Source organism: Alteromonas australica (genome assembly GCF_000730385.1).
Classification (GTDB): domain Bacteria; phylum Pseudomonadota; class Gammaproteobacteria; order Enterobacterales; family Alteromonadaceae; genus Alteromonas; species Alteromonas australica.
Genome location: NZ_CP008849.1, coordinates 4147189 through 4164893 on the forward strand (window position 1 = coordinate 4147189; position 17705 = coordinate 4164893).

General features: G+C 46.2%; 16 protein-coding genes. 12 read left to right on the top strand and 4 right to left on the bottom strand.

Features of this window, described 5'->3' with window-relative positions:
- Nucleotides 1-23 precede the first annotated feature (23 nt).
- The 3 genes from EP13_RS18045 (at nt 24) to EP13_RS18055 (ending at nt 1364) form a co-directional block, all read left to right on the top strand.
- Nucleotides 24-215: a CPXCG motif-containing cysteine-rich protein gene (locus EP13_RS18045; RefSeq protein WP_044058488.1), complete on the top strand. Its 192-nt coding sequence runs from the start codon at nt 24-26 to the stop codon at nt 213-215.
- Nucleotides 208-846 carry a flavin reductase family protein gene (locus EP13_RS18050; RefSeq protein WP_044058489.1) on the top strand — a complete coding sequence of 213 codons (639 nt, stop codon included), beginning with the start codon at nt 208-210 and terminating at the stop codon, nt 844-846. The genes EP13_RS18045 and EP13_RS18050 overlap by 8 nt, the downstream gene beginning before the upstream one ends.
- Before the next feature lie 224 nt (nt 847-1070).
- Nucleotides 1071-1364 carry a high-potential iron-sulfur protein gene (locus EP13_RS18055; protein WP_044058490.1) on the top strand — a complete coding sequence of 98 codons (294 nt, stop codon included), beginning with the start codon at nt 1071-1073 and terminating at the stop codon, nt 1362-1364.
- A gap of 90 nt (nt 1365-1454) precedes the next feature.
- On the opposite strand, the gene EP13_RS18060 is transcribed toward EP13_RS18055, so the two are convergent.
- Nucleotides 1455-3068, bottom strand: a complete 1614-nt coding sequence (locus tag EP13_RS18060) for an amidase (protein ID WP_044058491.1) — start codon at nt 3066-3068, stop codon at nt 1455-1457.
- A gap of 86 nt (nt 3069-3154) precedes the next feature.
- Nucleotides 3155-3946: a substrate-binding periplasmic protein gene (locus tag EP13_RS18065; RefSeq protein ID WP_052364483.1), complete on the bottom strand. Its 792-nt coding sequence runs from the start codon at nt 3944-3946 to the stop codon at nt 3155-3157.
- Between the two features lie 190 nt (nt 3947-4136).
- Here EP13_RS18065 and prmA point away from each other — a divergent pair, with 190 nt between their 5' ends.
- From prmA to purD, 6 genes are all read left to right on the top strand, one after another.
- On the top strand, nt 4137-5018 hold the full coding sequence (prmA, locus tag EP13_RS18070) for a 50S ribosomal protein L11 methyltransferase (protein WP_044058493.1): 882 nt from the start codon (nt 4137-4139) through the stop codon (nt 5016-5018).
- Nucleotides 5019-5255: 237 nt separating this feature from the next.
- The gene (gene dusB / locus EP13_RS18075; protein WP_044058494.1) at nt 5256-6254 is read left to right on the top strand and encodes a tRNA dihydrouridine synthase DusB; all 999 of its coding nucleotides are present in this window, start codon (nt 5256-5258) and stop codon (nt 6252-6254) included.
- A gap of 30 nt (nt 6255-6284) precedes the next feature.
- On the top strand, nt 6285-6578 hold the full coding sequence (fis, locus tag EP13_RS18080; protein ID WP_012520109.1) for a DNA-binding transcriptional regulator Fis: 294 nt from the start codon (nt 6285-6287) through the stop codon (nt 6576-6578).
- Nucleotides 6579-6660: 82 nt separating this feature from the next.
- Entirely contained in the window at nt 6661-8259 is a 1599-nt protein-coding gene (gene purH, locus EP13_RS18085) for a bifunctional phosphoribosylaminoimidazolecarboxamide formyltransferase/IMP cyclohydrolase (protein WP_044059138.1), read from the top strand.
- A 330-nt stretch (nt 8260-8589) separates the two neighbouring features.
- Nucleotides 8590-9402, top strand: coding sequence for a class I SAM-dependent methyltransferase (locus EP13_RS18090; RefSeq protein ID WP_044058495.1), 813 nt, complete (start codon nt 8590-8592; stop codon nt 9400-9402).
- 30 nt (nt 9403-9432) lie between these two features.
- Nucleotides 9433-10725 carry a phosphoribosylamine--glycine ligase gene (purD, locus tag EP13_RS18095; RefSeq protein ID WP_044058496.1) on the top strand — a complete coding sequence of 431 codons (1293 nt, stop codon included), beginning with the start codon at nt 9433-9435 and terminating at the stop codon, nt 10723-10725.
- 80 nt (nt 10726-10805) lie between these two features.
- Here purD and EP13_RS18100 read toward each other — a convergent pair whose 3' ends face one another.
- A complete protein-coding gene (locus EP13_RS18100; RefSeq protein WP_081869594.1) occupies nt 10806-11495 on the bottom strand; it encodes a sugar-binding protein in 690 nt (229 codons plus the stop codon).
- 218 nt (nt 11496-11713) lie between these two features.
- Here EP13_RS18100 and EP13_RS18105 point away from each other — a divergent pair, with 218 nt between their 5' ends.
- Nucleotides 11714-12670: an ion transporter gene (locus EP13_RS18105; RefSeq protein WP_044058498.1), complete on the top strand. Its 957-nt coding sequence runs from the start codon at nt 11714-11716 to the stop codon at nt 12668-12670.
- A gap of 13 nt (nt 12671-12683) precedes the next feature.
- Here the strand turns inward: EP13_RS18105 and EP13_RS18110 are convergent, their stop codons facing one another.
- Nucleotides 12684-15344, bottom strand: a complete 2661-nt coding sequence (locus tag EP13_RS18110) for a DUF2339 domain-containing protein (RefSeq protein WP_052364484.1) — start codon at nt 15342-15344, stop codon at nt 12684-12686.
- Nucleotides 15345-15495: 151 nt separating this feature from the next.
- Between EP13_RS18110 and EP13_RS18115 the strand changes: the two genes are divergently transcribed.
- Both EP13_RS18115 and EP13_RS18120 read left to right on the top strand, forming a co-directional pair.
- Nucleotides 15496-16401 (top strand): phosphoribulokinase, encoded by a 906-nt coding sequence (locus EP13_RS18115; RefSeq protein WP_044058499.1) that lies wholly within the window; start codon nt 15496-15498, stop codon nt 16399-16401.
- 190 nt (nt 16402-16591) lie between these two features.
- Nucleotides 16592-17689, top strand: coding sequence for a DUF2855 family protein (locus tag EP13_RS18120; protein WP_044058500.1), 1098 nt, complete (start codon nt 16592-16594; stop codon nt 17687-17689).
- Nucleotides 17690-17705: the final 16 nt, after the last annotated feature.

The following is a 17705-nucleotide window of genomic DNA, read 5'->3' on the forward strand; positions in this document are numbered from 1 at the left end:
GGGAATTAATGGCGGTGAGAATAATGAGTTTAACGCGTTCCATGGGGTTTTCATGCCCCTATTGCATGGCGCCCAATGAGGTAGAAATAGATGAGATCAACGACGTTGGTCAAGTTCAGGTATTAGATTGCCAAGTATGTTGCCAGCCTATCGAATTGAGAGTGTTCCAACAGGGTGATGACATTGATTTAGAGGCGACCTGCGAAAATGAGTGAACCATGTAATACCTACAAGCTTGACGATATCACCACCATGCCTCAACGCTATCGGGCAAACTTTATCAACAGTTTATCAGGCTTTAAGTCAGCGGCACTGCTTGGTACCACTGATGGAAAAAGTCATAACTTAGCGATTGTAAGTTCGGTGGTACATGTTGGCGCTAATCCTCCTTTACTCGGTATGATAATGCGCCCCCATACGGTACAACGAGACTCATTGAACAATATTAAACAGCAAGGTGTGTACACCCTCAATCATGTTCATACGCAATGGGTAGATAAAGCCCATCAAACCTCAGCCCGCTATCAACCACAAGAAAGTGAGTTTGAAAAAGTAGGGTTAACGCCCTGGTTTAGCGATAATTTCAACGCACCGTATGTGGCTGAGAGTCATATAAAGATAGGCTTGAAGGTAGAGCAGCATTTTACGTTGTGTAACCAAACAGAGATGGTGATAGGGGCAATTAAAGAAGTACACCTTAATAAGGCCATGATGTCTGAGGACGGTTATGCGGATATCGAACGTGCAGGTAGTGCCTGTATATCTGGCCTTGATAGTTATCATAGTACCCACCGCATTGCGCAGTTTAGCTATGCGAAACCTGACACACCGTTAACCAATAAGTAAACTTTATGGGTGCCATTCATGTCTCATTCATCTAAACAGGCTATAGTTAGATGAATGAGATTTAATCTGGATCAATGAAGTTATTTCGTATTTAGCCGATCCTGACAATGCGCGTTATAGTATAATGTAGTGATAGAAAGAAACCTGCCTACGGGCAGGTTTTTGCGTTTAAAGCCTTGAATAAAAAAGAATCATTCTCGTTATTATCTCACTTGGAGAGAATTATGAAATCTGTAAACCGTCGCGACTTTTTGAAGTTGTCAGGGACAAGCTTAATAGGGCTAACCTTAGGTAGTGTTGCACTTCGCGCTCAGGCGCAAGAGCAACTTCAAGCGGATGATCCAACAGCCAAAGCACTTAACTACACCCCAGCCTCAACGGTTGACGGCGCACAGTGCAAAAATTGTATGTATGTACAAGGCGCAGATGGTGAAAACTATCGCCCTTGTGCGTTATTCCCCAATAAATTGGTTAATGCCAATGGCTGGTGTAGTGCTTGGGTTAAACGCCCCAGCTAAGACAGTGACAACAGGGCAAGTTAGTTAGCCTTTAGGTAACTGGCGTAGGCCCATATCAGCGAAAAGCCCCATTAGTGGGGCTTTTTAGTTTTACTGTCCACTCACAATATCTTCAAGTTCAGGGCTTTCCAAACGGCTTGGTAATAAACCTGGTTTTACATAAGCGCCATGCTTGGCTTCAAAAACACTGCCTATACGCAAGACTTTTTCATCTTGCCATTTACTGCCTATAAAACTTAACCCTACCGGTAATTGTTTTACCTCACCTGCCGGTACGGTTAAATGTGGGTATCCAGCAATGGCGGCTAAATAGCCAATTCCAATAAAGCCAACTGGCGAATGATCACCATAGACACCATCAATCAAAAAGGCGGGGCTATTTGAGGGCGCGACCAATATGTCCACCCCATTGTCCTGCATGAGTTTATCAATGCCATTTGTACCCGCCGTATTTTGCACTAAGCTTAATGCACTTTTGTATTCATCACTGTCGATGGCCGGCGCGGCTAGGGACTTTTCAAAAATATCTTGGTTGAAAAGCACGAGCTCTTTCTTGTCGGTTTTATTAAACGCAATAAGCGCTTCTAAATTGCGAGCAGGAATATCCGCGGGGCTATCCGCTAAATACGCATCAATTGTATGATGAAACTCACTGAGCAGCACGGTGTACGAATCAGACCAAAAGCTGTCTGGTTGCTCAAAATCGTTAATATCAACCAATTCTGCGCCCGCGGCTTCTAGAGTTTCTAGCGCATTTTCATACACCGAAAGTACATGTGGGTTGTCGCCCTGACGATAGCGTACTACGCCAACACGTATGCCTTTTAGATCCGTGGCCAACATACTTTCTTCGAGGGAAGGCAACAGGTGATCTTCTGCATCGGCGGTAGCGGCGTCTTTAACATCCACGCCATCCATGACCGAAGCCATTAACCACGCGTCGTTAACATTGGCGGTCATTGGCCCTGCGGTATCTTGTGAGGATGAAATAGGCACTATATAAGAACGTGAAAGCAAACCAACAGTAGGCTTAAACCCCACAATTCCATTCATAGATGATGGGCAGATAATAGAGCCATTGGTTTCTGTTCCTACCGCTAAAGAGCTTAGCCTTAGCGCCATCGCTGCCCCTGAACCGGATGACGAGCCGCAAGCGGTGCGCGACAGTAAATGAGGATTACGGGTTAGTCCACCCACTGCGCTCCAACCACTGATAGAAGATTCCGACCGAAAGTTTGCCCACTCAGATAAGTTCGTTTTACCTAAGATTATGGCGCCTGCCGCTTTTAAGTTGGCAACAATAGGGGCATCGCGACCTGTACGGTTGTTAACAAGCGCCATAGAACCGGCTGTTGTCGGCAACTCACTGGCTTCAATATTATCCTTTAATAATACCGGTATACCATGCAATGGGCCGGTGAAAGTGCCTTTCTGCGCTTGTTCATCGGCAGCTTTCGCTTGTGCAATGGCATTCGAGTTAAGCACTAAGATACTGTTTACTTTTTTGTCCCGCTCTTCTATACGCGCTAAATAACCGGTAACAAGTTGTTCAGAGGTAAGCGTACCGTTTCTGATGGCCTGTGCCTGCTCTGCAGCAGGCTTATCTAGCCATGTGTTGGTAACACTGGGGGCTGTGTCATTCGACTGAGCTTTGCAACCTACCACCACTATTGCTACTGCTGCAATTAAGAGTTTGAGCTTCATTATGTATTTCCCTGTTATTGTTTTTTATTTGTCGTTTTATACAGCATGCGACATATATAGTTCACAGGTCAACAAACATACAGAAACTAACGAAAGTTTAAAGGCTGGACAGGAGTAAGGGGTAAGGCTTCTTGTCGAATAGGGGTAAAAAGCAAGTTTTCTAACCCGAAATTATCAAGCAATGCTTGATAGCGGCCGTCTGCAATGAAACGCGCTAGTGTTGTGTTGAACTGATGACGTAACGCTGGGTCAGGGATGGCTGCACTATAGGTACTGACGGGAAAGATTTCATGAATTTGGGTAGCATACTGTTGTTTTTTTGGAAACTGGCTTTTTATATAGTGAAATATGTTTCTATCGAGAATAGCCACATCAACGCTACCAAGCAGTAGCAAACTGACTTGGCGTTTCTGCTCAGCCAACTCTAAGTAAGTGGGTTGCTGGTCAACCACGTTAAAAAATGCTTCCCCCAGTATCGACTTCGCCGTTTGAAAAGCAATAATGCTTTTCCCTGATAGGTCTTGCAAGTTTGAAATAGTGAGGTGACGCTCCTGCAGAGTTACTGCCACATTTTGATAGGCAATATACTCATTTGATAAAAGCGCTGGGTCAATATCATGCCGAGGAGTTAAGGTAAGGCCCACATCAACACTGCCAGAATTAACAATGCGAGCCGTTCTGCCAAACGGCACATAAATAGGGGTTATTTCATACCCCATCTCCGTAAAGATAGCTCGCACTAACTCCACTTCAAAACCAGAATTTTGCGCTGCTATAACATAGGGCGGTTTGTCCCAGCCAACCACAACATCAAGCCGCTTCCCGTAAGAAGCCGACGTAACAAGCAGTAGTAAAAGCACAATAAGTGAGCGGCGCATGCAGTTAATCAGTTAAGGAACTCATTATTGAGTGTATAAACTCAGGGCGTTTTCACCATTACCTAAAAGACTAAAATATCGGCAGTTCGCCGTTTAACCCCGTTAACCTTCATAAGTTTCTGGGCCTGAACTTCGCATTGCGACTTATTGGCTGTACAATAACAGCAAACCTCCAAACACTCTATTTCACATGGCCTGGCTACAACTACGAATTAACACCACCTCTGAACATGCTGACGCCATCGGCGATATGCTAAGCGCAAATGGCTCACAAGCTGTTACTTTTGTAGACGCGAAAGATACCCCTATGTATGAACCTAAGCCGGGCGAAGTTTTGTTGTGGCCAGATACGCAAGTAGTGGGTTTATTCGACGCTTCAGACGATATGAAACGTATCATAGATCGGCTCGGTAAAGCTCGCGTATTAGGAGCAGACTTTAAATACAAACTCGAACCTCTTGAAGACAAAGACTGGGAAAGAGAATGGATGGATAACTTCCACCCTATGCAGTTTGGCGAGCGCTTGTGGATTTGCCCAAGTTGGAGAGACGTGCCAGACCCTAATGCGGTGAATGTGATGTTAGACCCTGGCCTTGCCTTCGGTACCGGCACTCATCCAACAACCGCTCTCTGTTTGCGTTGGCTAGATGGGATAGACGTTAAAGATAAAACAGTGGTGGATTTTGGCTGTGGCTCGGGCATTTTAGCACTGGCGGCCCTTAAACTTGGCGCCAAGCGTGTTATTGGTATTGATATAGACCCTCAAGCACTGCAGGCTACCGAAGAAAATGCTCGTCGCAATGATGTTGCCTCGCGGTTAGATGTTTACCTCCCCGAAAATCAACCGCAAATAGAAGCCGACATTGTGATGGCCAACATCCTGTCTGGTCCATTGCTTGAACTCCAACCTGTGATTGCTGATTTTTGTCAAGCAGACGGCCTTCTTGTACTTTCCGGCATATTGGCAGAGCAAGTTCCCAAAATAGAAGCGGCTTACCGTACACAATTTACCCTCGATAAAAGTGCAATTGATGGAGAGTGGGCGAGAGTATCTGGTAAGAAGCACCCCTAAAGCGTAAATTTTTTGTTATTGAAACCCTTTTAGGGCGCGGCCTATGCGCCCTTTGAATATTTTTTAGCCAGCAAACCGGCACTAGACTCCTAATGTGACAGTTTTTTTTCACTGTCAAGCCCACTAAGTGAAATTTTGTGTGATTTTTAGCCTTTTCAAGTATTGCGAAAACGCGTACACTTAGCGCCCCGTTTTAGCCGGGTGTATATTTTATGTGCAGTTCTTTGATGGCGATTTATGCGTATTGGTCCTTACACGTTAGAAAACAATTTGATGTTGGCACCAATGGCAGGCGTAACGGATAGACCGTTTCGTCAGCTGTGCAAACGCATGGGCGCAGGCCTTGTGGTTTCGGAAATGCTGTCTAGCAATCCGAAGGTATGGAATACCGCTAAATCACTAGCCCGAATGAATCATGAAGGCGAAGATGGCATTCGCTCTGTACAAATTGCAGGTGCTGATCCTGAACTTATGGCACAAGCGGCACAATTTAATGTTGATAACGGTGCGCAAATTATTGATATCAACATGGGTTGTCCTGCGAAGAAAGTGAATAAGAAGCTAGCAGGCTCTGCTTTATTACAGTATCCAGAAACAGTGGAACGCATTATTCAAGCCGTGGTTAACGCGGTTGATGTACCTGTAACGCTGAAAATTCGAACCGGCTGGAATCCAGAAAATCGCAATGGGGTAGAGATTGCCCGTATTGCAGAGCAAAACGGCATACAGTCGCTTGCAGTTCATGGCAGAACACGAGCTTGTATGTATAAAGGGGAAGCAGAATATGACACCATTCGCCAAATAAAGGCGGCAATTTCAATTCCTGTTATTGCAAATGGTGACATTACTTCTCCAGAGAAAGCACAAGAGGTGCTGAATTACACTGGCGCAGATGGTGTGATGGTAGGGCGCGGAGCTCAAGGTAACCCTTGGATTTTTAAGCAAATCCAACATTTCCTTGAAACTGGCGAGAACCTAGCGTCGCCACCACTGTCTGAACAATACGAGATCTTGCATGAGCATGTTGCAAATGTGCAGAACTTTTATGGTGACGTGGCCGGTGTAAGAATTGCCCGAAAGCACGTGGGCTGGTATCTCGCGGAGCATGATACGGATCGTCAGTTTCGTAAAACGTTCAACGCTATAGATTGCGCGAAGGCGCAACTTGAAGCATTAGACACTTATTTTCAATCGTTGCAGAACACGGAAACCCGACAGATTTCCCCTGCAGCATAGTGATGACTAACTTAAGAGCAACACAGTATTATGTTCGATCAAAACGTGACTTCACCTTTTACTACTACAGTAACTACGCCTTCTCAAACGCAAGCTCAAAAGCCATTGCGTGACTCAGTTAAGCAAGCGGTTAACAAGTACCTAAAACAGCTAGACAACGCCAACATCGACAACTTGTACGAAATGGTGCTTGCCGAAGTTGAAGCGCCGCTGCTTGAGGAAGTCATGACCTACACCCGCGGCAACCAAACCCGCGCCGCCATCATGATGGGCATCAACCGTGGCACACTTCGCAAGAAGCTAAAGCAATACGGCATGAACTAAAATCCTAAGGGCATTGCCCGCCAAAGAGCACCAATCGGTGCTCTTTTTGTTTCAACACTACAACTTTGAAGCTAATACATTTATGCAAACACCAAAACCCATTAAACGTGCTCTTTTAAGTGTCTCTGATAAAACCGGTATCCTTGATTTCGCCACCGCGCTGCATAACGCTGGGGTAGAACTTCTGTCGACGGGAGGTACTGCGAAACTGCTAGCTAACGCAGGCTTACCTGTAATTGAGGTGTCTGAACATACTGGCCATCCAGAAATTATGGCAGGACGTGTAAAAACCCTTCACCCTAAAATTCATGGCGGTATCCTTGCACGCCGTGGCACCGACGAAGCCGTCATGGCAGAAAACAACATTGCCCCTATCGATTTAGTGGTAGTGAACCTTTATCCCTTTGCCGCCACCGTGGCAAACGAAGACTGCACATTAGAAGATGCCATTGAGAACATTGATATCGGTGGCCCAACAATGGTGCGCGCGGCAGCGAAAAACCATAAAGACGTGACTATTGTGGTGAACGCCTCTGACTATGGCCGTGTGTTAGCAGAAATGAACGATAACAATGGCTCACTCACCTACAGCACCCGTTTCGACCTAGCCATTAAAGCCTTTGAACATACCGCAGAGTACGACGGCATGATTGCTAACTACTTCGGCGCACGTTTAGACAGCACTGAATGCGAAGCCGATTGCGACCACCAGCACAGCGAATTTCCGCGCACGTACAACATGCAGCTGACCAAGAAGCAAGATCTTCGTTACGGTGAAAATAGTCACCAAGAAGCGGCATTTTATGTTGAGAACGACATTCAAGAAGCCTCTGTGGCTACAGCAACCCAGCTTCAAGGTAAAGAGCTGTCTTTCAACAACATCGCCGATACCGATGCAGCGCTAGAGTGTGTGAAAGAATTTGAACAGCCTGCATGCGTTATCGTTAAACATGCAAACCCGTGTGGTGTGGCGATTGGTGAAGACATCCTTAGTGCTTATGACCGTGCGTTTAAAACCGACCCTACGTCAGCGTTTGGCGGCATTATCGCTTTTAACCGTGAACTTGATGCGAAAACCGCGCAAGCGATTGTAGACCGTCAGTTCGTCGAAGTGATTATTGCACCAACGGTCAGTGATGAAGCGAAAGAAGTTGTGACCGCGAAGAAAAATGTACGTCTTCTCGCCTGTGGCGACTGGGCAGGTCAACTAACGGAAGGGTACGACTTCAAACGTGTCAACGGCGGCTTGCTTGTTCAAGAGCGTGACTTCGGCATGGTTGAAATGGAAGACCTGGAAGTAGTGACTAAGCGTAAGCCATCTGAAGACGAACTCCGCGACCTTATGTTCTGCTGGAAAGTGGCGAAATACGTGAAGTCTAACGCCATCGTTTACTGCAAAGACGGCATGACAGTAGGCGTAGGCGCAGGCCAAATGAGCCGCGTATACTCTGCAAAAATTGCTGGCATTAAAGCGGCTGACGAAAACCTAGAAGTGGCCGGCTCTGTAATGGCATCTGATGCATTCTTCCCGTTCCGCGACGGTATTGACGCTGCCGCTGAAGCTGGCATTAAAGCAGTTATTCAGCCAGGCGGCTCTATGCGTGACCAAGAAGTGATTGATGCAGCTGATGAACACGGCATTGCCATGGTATTCACCGGCATGCGCCACTTCCGTCACTAAAAAGCACTCTGTAAGGGCGGATTAACGCGATATCAAACACGCAGTATGCCAACGTTTCAAAGCATACTGCGTGCTTTATCTCCTCCCTGTTAAAGTAACGCATGCTTTTTAAGATTGCTGATACCTAAGCGACAAAGTTGCGAATTATTCTGCTAAGGCGTAAGTGCAACGAAGGGTTAGCTGCTAGGCTTGATCTGACCTGTGGTAATTTGTAGTAATAGTGTTACGCGGGCCTGTTAACCTTTGCTTTGCCATTTTGCATAACAAAGGCCGACAGCCCCTAAAAATGTTATGTTATTTGCCTACCCTCGACAGAAAAAGGAAATAAGAATGAAAAAGTTAGCCCAACTTGTATTGGCTGCAACACTTGGTGTTACCGCCACTTATGCCAGCGCCGATGCTATTTCAGATGCAGCCATGAGTGACATTCGTTCAGAAAAAGCGAAAGCCCGCGATGAATATCGTCATCCTCAACAAACCCTTCGCTTTTTTGGCTTAAAGCCTGATATGACTGTAGTAGAAGTCTCTCCAGGTGGTGGTTGGTATGCCGACATTCTTTACTCTGTCGTAAAAGAGGAAGGCAAATACGTTGCCGCGCATTTTTATGTTGATGACTCAAGTAGCGATTACTACAAAAAGTCAGTGAAAGGGTTTAAAGAAAAAACCAAGCCAGGCATGAAATACGAAGGCGCAGAAGTGACCGCTTTCGACCCGATGAAAGCACTGGATATCGCAAAAGCAGGCAGTGCCGATATGGTGCTCACCTTTCGTAACGTTCACAACTGGTATATGGGCCACGGTGAGGAAGGCATTAACAATGCATTCGGTGCCTTTTTCAAAGCGCTTAAGCCAGGTGGCGTATTAGGGGTAGTAGAACACGAATTACCAGAAAGTGCAGACGATGAAGCCATGAAGAAAAGTGGTTACATGAAACGCTCATACATTGTTGCGGCGGCGGAAAAAGCAGGATTTGTGCTAGAAGCAAGCAGCGATGTTAATGCGAACCCTATGGATACAGCAGACCACCCTCGTGGTGTGTGGACATTGCCTCCTCGTTTAGCACTTGAAGAACAAGATCGCGACAAATACCTTGCTATTGGCGAGAGTAATCGCATGACGTTAAAATTCAAAAAGCCAAATTAATACAACTCAAAGTTTAAAACGGAATAGTTAATGAACGTACTTGTCATTGGCGGCGGTGGCCGCGAGCACGCGTTAGCCTACAAAGCAGCGCAGTCTTCTGATGTATCAACGGTATTCGTTGCTCCGGGTAATGCCGGCACCGCTACCGAACCTAAGGTAGAGAACGTGGCTATTGATGTTAACGACATCGCTGGTCTTGTGTCTTTCGCTCAAGGTAACGACGTAGCGCTTACTATTGTAGGCCCAGAAGCACCGCTAGTTGCAGGCGTAGTCGATGCGTTCACTAACGAAGGGCTAATGATATTTGGGCCTACCCAAGCTGCAGCGCAGCTTGAAGGCTCAAAAGCCTTCACCAAAGACTTTCTCGCTCGTCACAACATCCCTACGGCTGAATACCAAAACTTCACTGAAATAGCCCCCGCTCTTGCTTATGTGCGTGAGAAAGGTGCCCCCATCGTGGTTAAAGCAGACGGCCTAGCCGCGGGTAAAGGCGTTATCGTCGCCATGACCCTTGAGGAAGCCGAAGATGCCATTCGTGATATGTTAGCAGGAAATGCGTTCGGTGAAGCAGGCAGCCGCGTGGTTATTGAAGAGTTCTTAGACGGTGAAGAAGCGTCTTTCATTGTTATGGTCGATGGCAAGAATGTACTGCCTTTTGCCACCAGCCAAGACCATAAACGCGCAGCCGATGGCGACAAAGGCCCGAACACTGGCGGTATGGGAGCATATTCTCCAGCCCCAGTAGTGACCCCTGACATTCATGACCGTATTATGAATGAAGTGATTATGCCAACGGTAGATGGCATGGCCTCAGAAGGTAATGACTACGTAGGTTTCTTGTACGCAGGGCTTATGATTATGGCTGACGGCACGCCGAAGGTCATTGAGTACAACTGCCGCTTTGGCGATCCAGAAACGCAACCGATTATGCTACGTTTAAAGTCAGATATTGTGCCTTTATGTCAAGCTGCATGTCGAGGTGAGCTAGCCGGCAAAACCATTGAGTTTGATGAGCGTGCGTCTGTGGGCGTGGTGCTAGCAGCGGGTGGTTACCCTGGCAGTTATAATAAAGGTGATGAGATCACAGGCTTTGAAGATGCCGCCAAACTAGATGGCAAAGTATTCCATGCGGGAACAGCCCTTGAAGACGGTAAAGTGGTGACTGCTGGAGGCCGTGTATTATGTGCCACTGCGCTAGGTCACAATGTTACCGAAGCGCAACAAAACGCTTATACACTGCTTAAAACCATTCAATTTAAAGATGTGTATTTTCGCAACGACATTGCCCATCGCGCCATTGCTCGCGAAGCAGAGGCCAGCTAGTGGTTAGCCTTTAACGAGAAATAACGACAAATAACACAAAAGCGCTAACCCAGTAGGTAGCGCTTTTTTTATGCCAACCCTTAACGACCTTTCAATATCAGCTTGCCAAAGACAGAAGCATCCTTAAAGCCTAAGTTCTTGTCGCCATTCACTGGGGTAATTTCATGGGAACCCATGAAATGTTCTCTGTCTTTTCCATCAGCATCACAATACGCCAACATAAAGCCAAGTTGCATCCCTTTTTTAAGGGTGAGTGGCGAGTTGTCTTTTCCGTGCTGATAGCTATCATCAAATACGCGGATGGCGGCTTCCCAGTAAACAAGAAACGGCGGGGTAAGATCACGCTTCCAGGCGCTGTCTACATGATCGTTATATAACTGAGCCACAGCGTCACCATTTTCATCAGGGCCAATATCTACCACTTGATTATCAAGGGCAAGGTGATAAGCAAAAGCATTGTAGTTATTAAAGTGATCGCCACCAGAACCATCGGCATCAATAAAGATTTCTAGGCAATCATCATCCCAGTAACGCTCTAAAGGGTCTGCATAGGTATCAGAGAGGTGGTCATCTTGAATTTCTGCAAGCAAATATAGGGCACGCTCGTCCCAGCGAAGCTTATAGCGACCCGAAAAATCCGTGGCTTCTGGCAGGGTTCCCCACATCTGGGATGACATGACATTCCACTTCACGTCTTTCCATGCGTCATCATCTGCAATGCCGTCAATGACCGGAGGCGTGGAAACATACGCAGCTTCATCCTCTGTCATATTGGCAAACGTTGCCCCTGATGCCAATACTGAATAAATGAATACTGCCTTGGTGAGTGTATTAAATACCGGCTTGAACCGCTTTCGAGTCATTGAATTTGCTCCGTATGGTTTCACTACAAACGTAAGGTCGACTATATACCCTCTGCGTACAAATACCAATTTGCCACGGTTGTTGGTATAAAGTGACTATTCCATGCCTTTTACGCACTCGGTATATGTCATTTCAACGCACTTGTTACAATATACTTACCCCTCATAGCGATGCACATGAGTTTAAAACACTGAGTAAGATTTTTGATTTTGCTCTGGTGATACTTGTTCTCGTTAATGTGGGCGCGATGATGCTTGAAACCGTGCCAGGCTTATCACCAACATGGCAGCGCGAACTTCATACTATTGAAATCGTATCTGTACTTATATTTACTGTGGAATATCTCTTACGTGTATACAGCAGTGCGGCAGCGCCCTCCCGCCATGGAGAAGAGGGGCGCAGTGCGAAGAAAAAACGCTGGAACTACCTTAAAAGTCCTATGGCTGTGATCGACCTTATGGCCATTTTACCCTTCTATTTAAGTATGTTTGTGGCCTTAGACTTGCGTATTTTGCGGGTATTTAGAGTCATGCGAATTTTAAAAATTGGCCGCTATTCGCGCTCAATGCAAACTTTGCTCACTGTATTAAGAAATGAGGCCCATAGTTTAGGTGCCGCCATCAGTGTTTTACTCGTGTTTACTGTTATTGCCGCAACCTGCATCTATTACATTGAACACACCGCTCAACCAGAGGTTTTTAGCAGCATTCCCGCGTCATTGTGGTGGGCGCTGGTAACACTCACCACAGTAGGCTACGGTGACGCCGTTCCTATCACCACATTAGGCAAAGTGTTTGGTGGATTCATTACAATTATGGGCATTTGTTTCTATGCGCTACCTGCTGGTATTTTATCTTCTAGCTATACCGCACAAATGCAACTTAAAAGAGACAGATTCACAGACACGGTTCGTACCGCATTGGACGATGGCCATTTAAGCGAACACGATAAAGGGCACATTGAACGTGTTCGCGATTTGTTAGACCTCGATGAAGAAGAAGCTCATCTCATCGTGCGCCTTCTTCAGCACCACCATAGCACGTCTCCAAACCCTAACGCCGACAAGAAGCCGCATACATAGACGCCATTCTCCACTACGTCACTGGACTTGCTTGATCACGAGGCCTATCCGATTCCATATTAAATTTCTGAAATAACCATCCTATTCCCACCAAGCTTAACCCCAAGCCAATGAAGGACAGGGCACGATATAAACCTTCAAGGCTAGACATGTCGATAATAAAGGCTTTCAGTAGTACAACCGTTAACAGGCCAAAGCCTAACTTCACGGCTCTATCTTTATGCATGTATTGGCCGAGGAAAATCGTTAAGGTCGCCAAAATAAGCCATACCACCGAGTAGGTGTATTGCTCAGCTTGACCTATCCCTAAACCGAACTCAACGTGTCCATGATGGAAAAGACGCCGAATGATGCTATTGATATAAAGCACCAAAAACAGACCGATAATCACCACAATACCTTTTAAGCATGGCCCTGAAATGAGCGCTTTTATCTGTGAAGCGCTGCTCGGCAATACCTTAAACCAAGGTGGCAACCACAATGTACTAAGCAGTAACGCTGGGGCTAACCATTGTAAAGCCATATAATTCAGTACTGCATTACCCCCCGTATTTTGTGGGAACACAAAGGGGTTATTCACCACTGATATATCTAAGTGAAGCCAAAAAGCCCCTATCATTAAGATAAAGCCTGCCACACGATAGAGTTTAGCCAACTGTTGAGCAACACAAGCACGGTGCCAATAGGTTACCGCGAGCGCGACCCATCCCAAGGCTAAAAAGACTTTTTCCGTGTAGGAAGCGAGGAATAGCTCTGGGTAGGCCCCCGTTAACCAATAACTAGGCTCGGTAGTAATAAACAGTGCAACAACATGCAATAACGCGCCTTCCAGCCACACCTTTAATGTCGGCGACGGGTTGTATTTTCGTGCTAACCATAAACTTAAAAACACCGCCGGATAGACAACAGCCGTCCAATGTATGCTGAAAATATGTTCGTCAGCATAATCCGCTAACCATGGCGCGCCAGTGAGTCTTAACAACACGGCAATCAATAAGGCTTTAAACAACCAGTCTGGTAGCGCTACGCGATACTTTGCACTTTGTATACTCACCATAGCCACTTGAATAGCCAACGCCAGTGATAATATTGCGGCATCAAGTACCATGGTAAAACACAATGTTAAACACGCATTGGCAAGCACGGAAAAAGAGAGCTTTTCTATATGAGGGTTAACTCTCAACGTGACTAAAGCACTTATTAGTGCAATCAGCGCAAGTTCAAGCGCCCAAATACCGTAGAGTACGTCGGTGATCTTGCTAGGAGCTAGCGCATAACTTACCCCATACAACGCCACTGGGCTTACTACCATGTAGAGCCAAAACGCCGGTCGCGCGGTGTCATGGGTATTGTGTTTTCTCGCTAACATCCCCCCGTATACACAAAGCCCTACCGCGAGGAGCTGAGAAAATAGATACTTTCCACTAAGAATAAAGCTAAGATCTATTGGGCCTTCAGCTGGCCTCAACATAGCAAAATGCGTCAAACCAGTGACCAACATCAGTGCTGGCCACACATCAAAGGCACTGTGTCGAATAGGCGCAATAAGCAGTAAAGCGGCCAGTGTGAAGGCGCTAATCCATATTTTTTCATTGCTGCCGTATTGAATCAGAAACCCATGAATGACGATTAAAACCAGTGAAATTGCCGCGAGTTGTTGCCGTTGAGCAAATAAACTTCTCAGTGTCATTCCCTGATGTTGCGTAGCCATTAATGACCAGCCCAATGTGCGAACCAACGCAAACAAGTAGGTTGAAAATACGCTAAAACACAACCAAGCACCAAAGTGGCTCGCCTCTGTACTTGATAGCCCCACTAATGCCCATAAAAATTGCCCTAAAAAACTCACTCGCCACAACCAAACCGCGGCGACCTTTTGTGCCACCCACACGCCAGATAAAGAAACAAGACTAACAAACGCCAAAAGCAAAGGAATATTATTCGACCCCGTATTCACGAGCGCTGGAATGGCAAATGCGCCCAATATCCCAATAAACGCCAGTAACGGGCCAAATCGCAGTGACAATGAAACCGCGCCTAATGCAATAAACGCTAACGTTGCAAATGCAATGAAAGGCGATAAAAAGCCATAGTAATTGAAGGCCACCAGCGTCATGGCGTAGCACGTGACCACACCGCCTGAGGCAAGTGCCGCACATACCGCTGGTGAATAGATAGAAAAGCGAATGCGATGGCGAGCTAAAAATTCTGAGGCCACCATCAGAGAAACACCAAATACGCCACCGAGTATCACGCGAAGTTCGGCTGAAACGAAACCCGACTCAATGGCGTAGTTTGCAAGAAAAATACCCCCCACCGCCAAAACTAAGCCGCCAAGCCATAATAACCCGTTACCCTTAATGGCGTTAACTAGCCCCTGTTGGTGCTTTTCAACATAGGAAATAAGCGTAGGAGGGCTTGACGGGTTGCTTGATGCACGAGGTTTGGAGACGCCCTCTAAAGCGCTAGCAGAGGCGTCGCGTTTAGACGTGGTTATGCTTTCAACGCGAGGTGCGGGTTTTGAAGAGGCAGATTTTTGCTCAAATGCCCTTAAGCGCCTTTCCAATTGCTCAATATGGATTTGCATGCGTGATAGCTTGCCCACATGTTGAAAAGAAAGCACAGCACCAGCTACGGTGACTAAAACCAGTATACCCAGTAAAAAAGATTCCATCGCCACTTCCTCATTGTGCTTTTTGTTATTTATTTTCCCCCAAGTTAGCGCTAATTCGTGCTTATAGTCAATTTCTCAGTAGGAGGGTGGTCTTGATTCTTAACCCACATCAGCTTATAACTAGTACCCGTCATTTCCAAAAAGAATTTCTATGTCTGTCAAACACCCTATTATTGCTATAACAGGTTCTTCTGGTGCGGGCACCACCACAACAACCAATGCTATTCGTCACATTTTCAGAAATTTAAGTGTAAATGCGGCGGTAGTGGGTGGCGACAGCTTTCATCGTTTTACGCGCCCAGAAATGGAAGTGGAAATCCGTAAAGCCCAAGAGCAAGGGCGACATATTAGTTACTTTGGGCCAAAGGCCAACGATTTCGAGTTGCTTGAAACCCTATTTAGAGAATACGGGAGTTCGGGTTCTGGCCAATTTCGTCAGTACCTACATACCTTCGATGAAGCCGTACCTTTTAATCAAATGCCGGGCACCTTTACACCTTGGCAGGATTTACCTGAAAATACTGATTTATTGTTTTACGAGGGCTTACACGGCGGTGTAAAAACCGAAGAAAATGACGTAGCTAAACACGTAGACTTACTGGTTGGCATGGTACCCATTGTGAACCTTGAATGGATCCAGAAAATTGTGCGCGACACCACAGATAGAGGGCACTCTAGAGAAGCAGTAATGAGCAGTATCGTGCGCGGCCTAGATGATTACTTCCAATACATTACGCCGCAATTCTCTCGTACTCACGTCAACTTTCAACGTGTGCCTACGGTAGACACATCAAACCCCTTTAGCGCCCGGGAAATCCCCACCCAAGATGAAAGCTTTGTTGTCGTACGTTTTCGACGAGAAATGAAGCACGTTGATTACCCCTATTTACTGCAAATGATTGATGGCGCATTTATGTCGCGCATTAATACGCTAGTGGTACCGGGCGGGAAAATGGGGTTGGCCATGGAGCTCATTCTTACTCCACTGCTTGAAGATATTTTAAATAGAAAACGACGAGCGGGTCATCAAATGGACTGGTTAAACACCCAAGAATAAACACACCGACCTGTGGCGGGTTAATGATGATACTTCTCCTTTATATGAGAAGATACGTCATCAACAGAGCAATCTGCCAGCGAGATAGAGTATTCGTCAGTGATATAACAATCTATTTACAACTTAAAGTCGAAATCACCTAAAAAGTGCGTCATGGTAAGCTCACTTAACCAACATTTTAGGTGATGCCATGCCAACGGTAACCAGTACGCAAATATGGGTAAAACAAGACGACTTAAATCAAACACAAGTGGTCGAACACGTGCTTTCTACAGACACGCTGGGGGAAGGCGAAGTCATACTTGAAATGGATTCCTTTGGGTTTTCTGCAAATAACATCACCTATGCCGCTTTAGGCTTTAATATGGGCTATTGGGGCTTTTTCCCCGCCGCTGAAGGCTATGGCATTGTACCGGTGTGGGGCTTTGCCACGGTTGTCGCTTCTAATCACAGTGGAGTGAACGTGAATGAGAAAGTGTTTGGCTACTTACCCATGGCCAGTCACTGGATCATTAAAGCGGGTAAAGTCGCGTCCCATGGTTTTTCTGACATTCATGAAAACCGAAAGAGTATTAGCCCTGTTTACGATCAGTACCTACGCTGCGCTAACGACCCTGGATATGATGCAAATCGAGAAGCGTGGCAGTTAAATTTCCGTCCTCTCTATATGACCTCATTCGTATTGGATGATTTTGTTGATGAGTCTAGTCAGGGCGAGTCGCTGTTATTGTCTAGCGCATCCAGCAAAACCGCACTGGGTACCGCGCAGTTGCTGAAAGATCAAAAAGCGCAGCGGGGGGCTAACTATCAAGTGATTGGGTTAACATCGGCATCAAATGTTGAAATGGTGAAGGCAACGGGCTGTTACGATCTTGTCGTCAGCTATAACGACATCAATACACTGAGTGATAACCAACAATATTGGTTACTTGATTTTGCTGCCAATGGCAGCTTAATTGGCGCTTTAGGCGATGCACTAGGTAACACGCTCTCGAAAATTACCCTTATTGGTGCCACAGATTGGAAAGCCGAGAAAAAGCCCAATAAAAAAGCCTTAGATGCAGAAATATTTTTTGCACCAGCTCGGGTTAAACAACGCCAGCAAGAATGGGGGCATGAGGCATTTTTGTTGCGGTACGCGAAGGCGTGGCAAGGTTTTGCAAATAAGATACAAGACACTTTCTATCAGCAAAACCATACAGGGGCACAACAAATAACTTCTCTGTATCTTAATACCCTAAACGGCAACGCAGATACCAAAGCCCTCAATGTCGTGCGCTTTAACTAACCACCGTTGACACTAT

Bases quoted from the DNA above. Each gene is read 5' to 3' on its own strand.
- EP13_RS18045 (WP_044058488.1), top strand. From the start codon at position 24: ATGAGTTTAACGCGTTCCATGGGGTTTTCATGCCCCTATTGCATGGCG.
- EP13_RS18050 (WP_044058489.1), top strand. From the start codon at position 208: ATGAGTGAACCATGTAATACCTACAAGCTTGACGATATCACCACCATG.
- EP13_RS18055 (WP_044058490.1), top strand. From the start codon at position 1,071: ATGAAATCTGTAAACCGTCGCGACTTTTTGAAGTTGTCAGGGACAAGC.
- EP13_RS18060 (WP_044058491.1), bottom strand. From the start codon at position 3,068: ATGAAGCTCAAACTCTTAATTGCAGCAGTAGCAATAGTGGTGGTAGGT.
- EP13_RS18065 (WP_052364483.1), bottom strand. From the start codon at position 3,946: ATGCGCCGCTCACTTATTGTGCTTTTACTACTGCTTGTTACGTCGGCT.
- prmA (WP_044058493.1), top strand. From the start codon at position 4,137: ATGGCCTGGCTACAACTACGAATTAACACCACCTCTGAACATGCTGAC.
- dusB (WP_044058494.1), top strand. From the start codon at position 5,256: ATGCGTATTGGTCCTTACACGTTAGAAAACAATTTGATGTTGGCACCA.
- fis (WP_012520109.1), top strand. From the start codon at position 6,285: ATGTTCGATCAAAACGTGACTTCACCTTTTACTACTACAGTAACTACG.
- purH (WP_044059138.1), top strand. From the start codon at position 6,661: ATGCAAACACCAAAACCCATTAAACGTGCTCTTTTAAGTGTCTCTGAT.
- EP13_RS18090 (WP_044058495.1), top strand. From the start codon at position 8,590: ATGAAAAAGTTAGCCCAACTTGTATTGGCTGCAACACTTGGTGTTACC.
- purD (WP_044058496.1), top strand. From the start codon at position 9,433: ATGAACGTACTTGTCATTGGCGGCGGTGGCCGCGAGCACGCGTTAGCC.
- EP13_RS18100 (WP_081869594.1), bottom strand. From the start codon at position 11,495: ATGACAGAGGATGAAGCTGCGTATGTTTCCACGCCTCCGGTCATTGAC.
- EP13_RS18105 (WP_044058498.1), top strand. From the start codon at position 11,714: ATGTCATTTCAACGCACTTGTTACAATATACTTACCCCTCATAGCGAT.
- EP13_RS18110 (WP_052364484.1), bottom strand. From the start codon at position 15,344: ATGGAATCTTTTTTACTGGGTATACTGGTTTTAGTCACCGTAGCTGGT.
- EP13_RS18115 (WP_044058499.1), top strand. From the start codon at position 15,496: ATGTCTGTCAAACACCCTATTATTGCTATAACAGGTTCTTCTGGTGCG.
- EP13_RS18120 (WP_044058500.1), top strand. From the start codon at position 16,592: ATGCCAACGGTAACCAGTACGCAAATATGGGTAAAACAAGACGACTTA.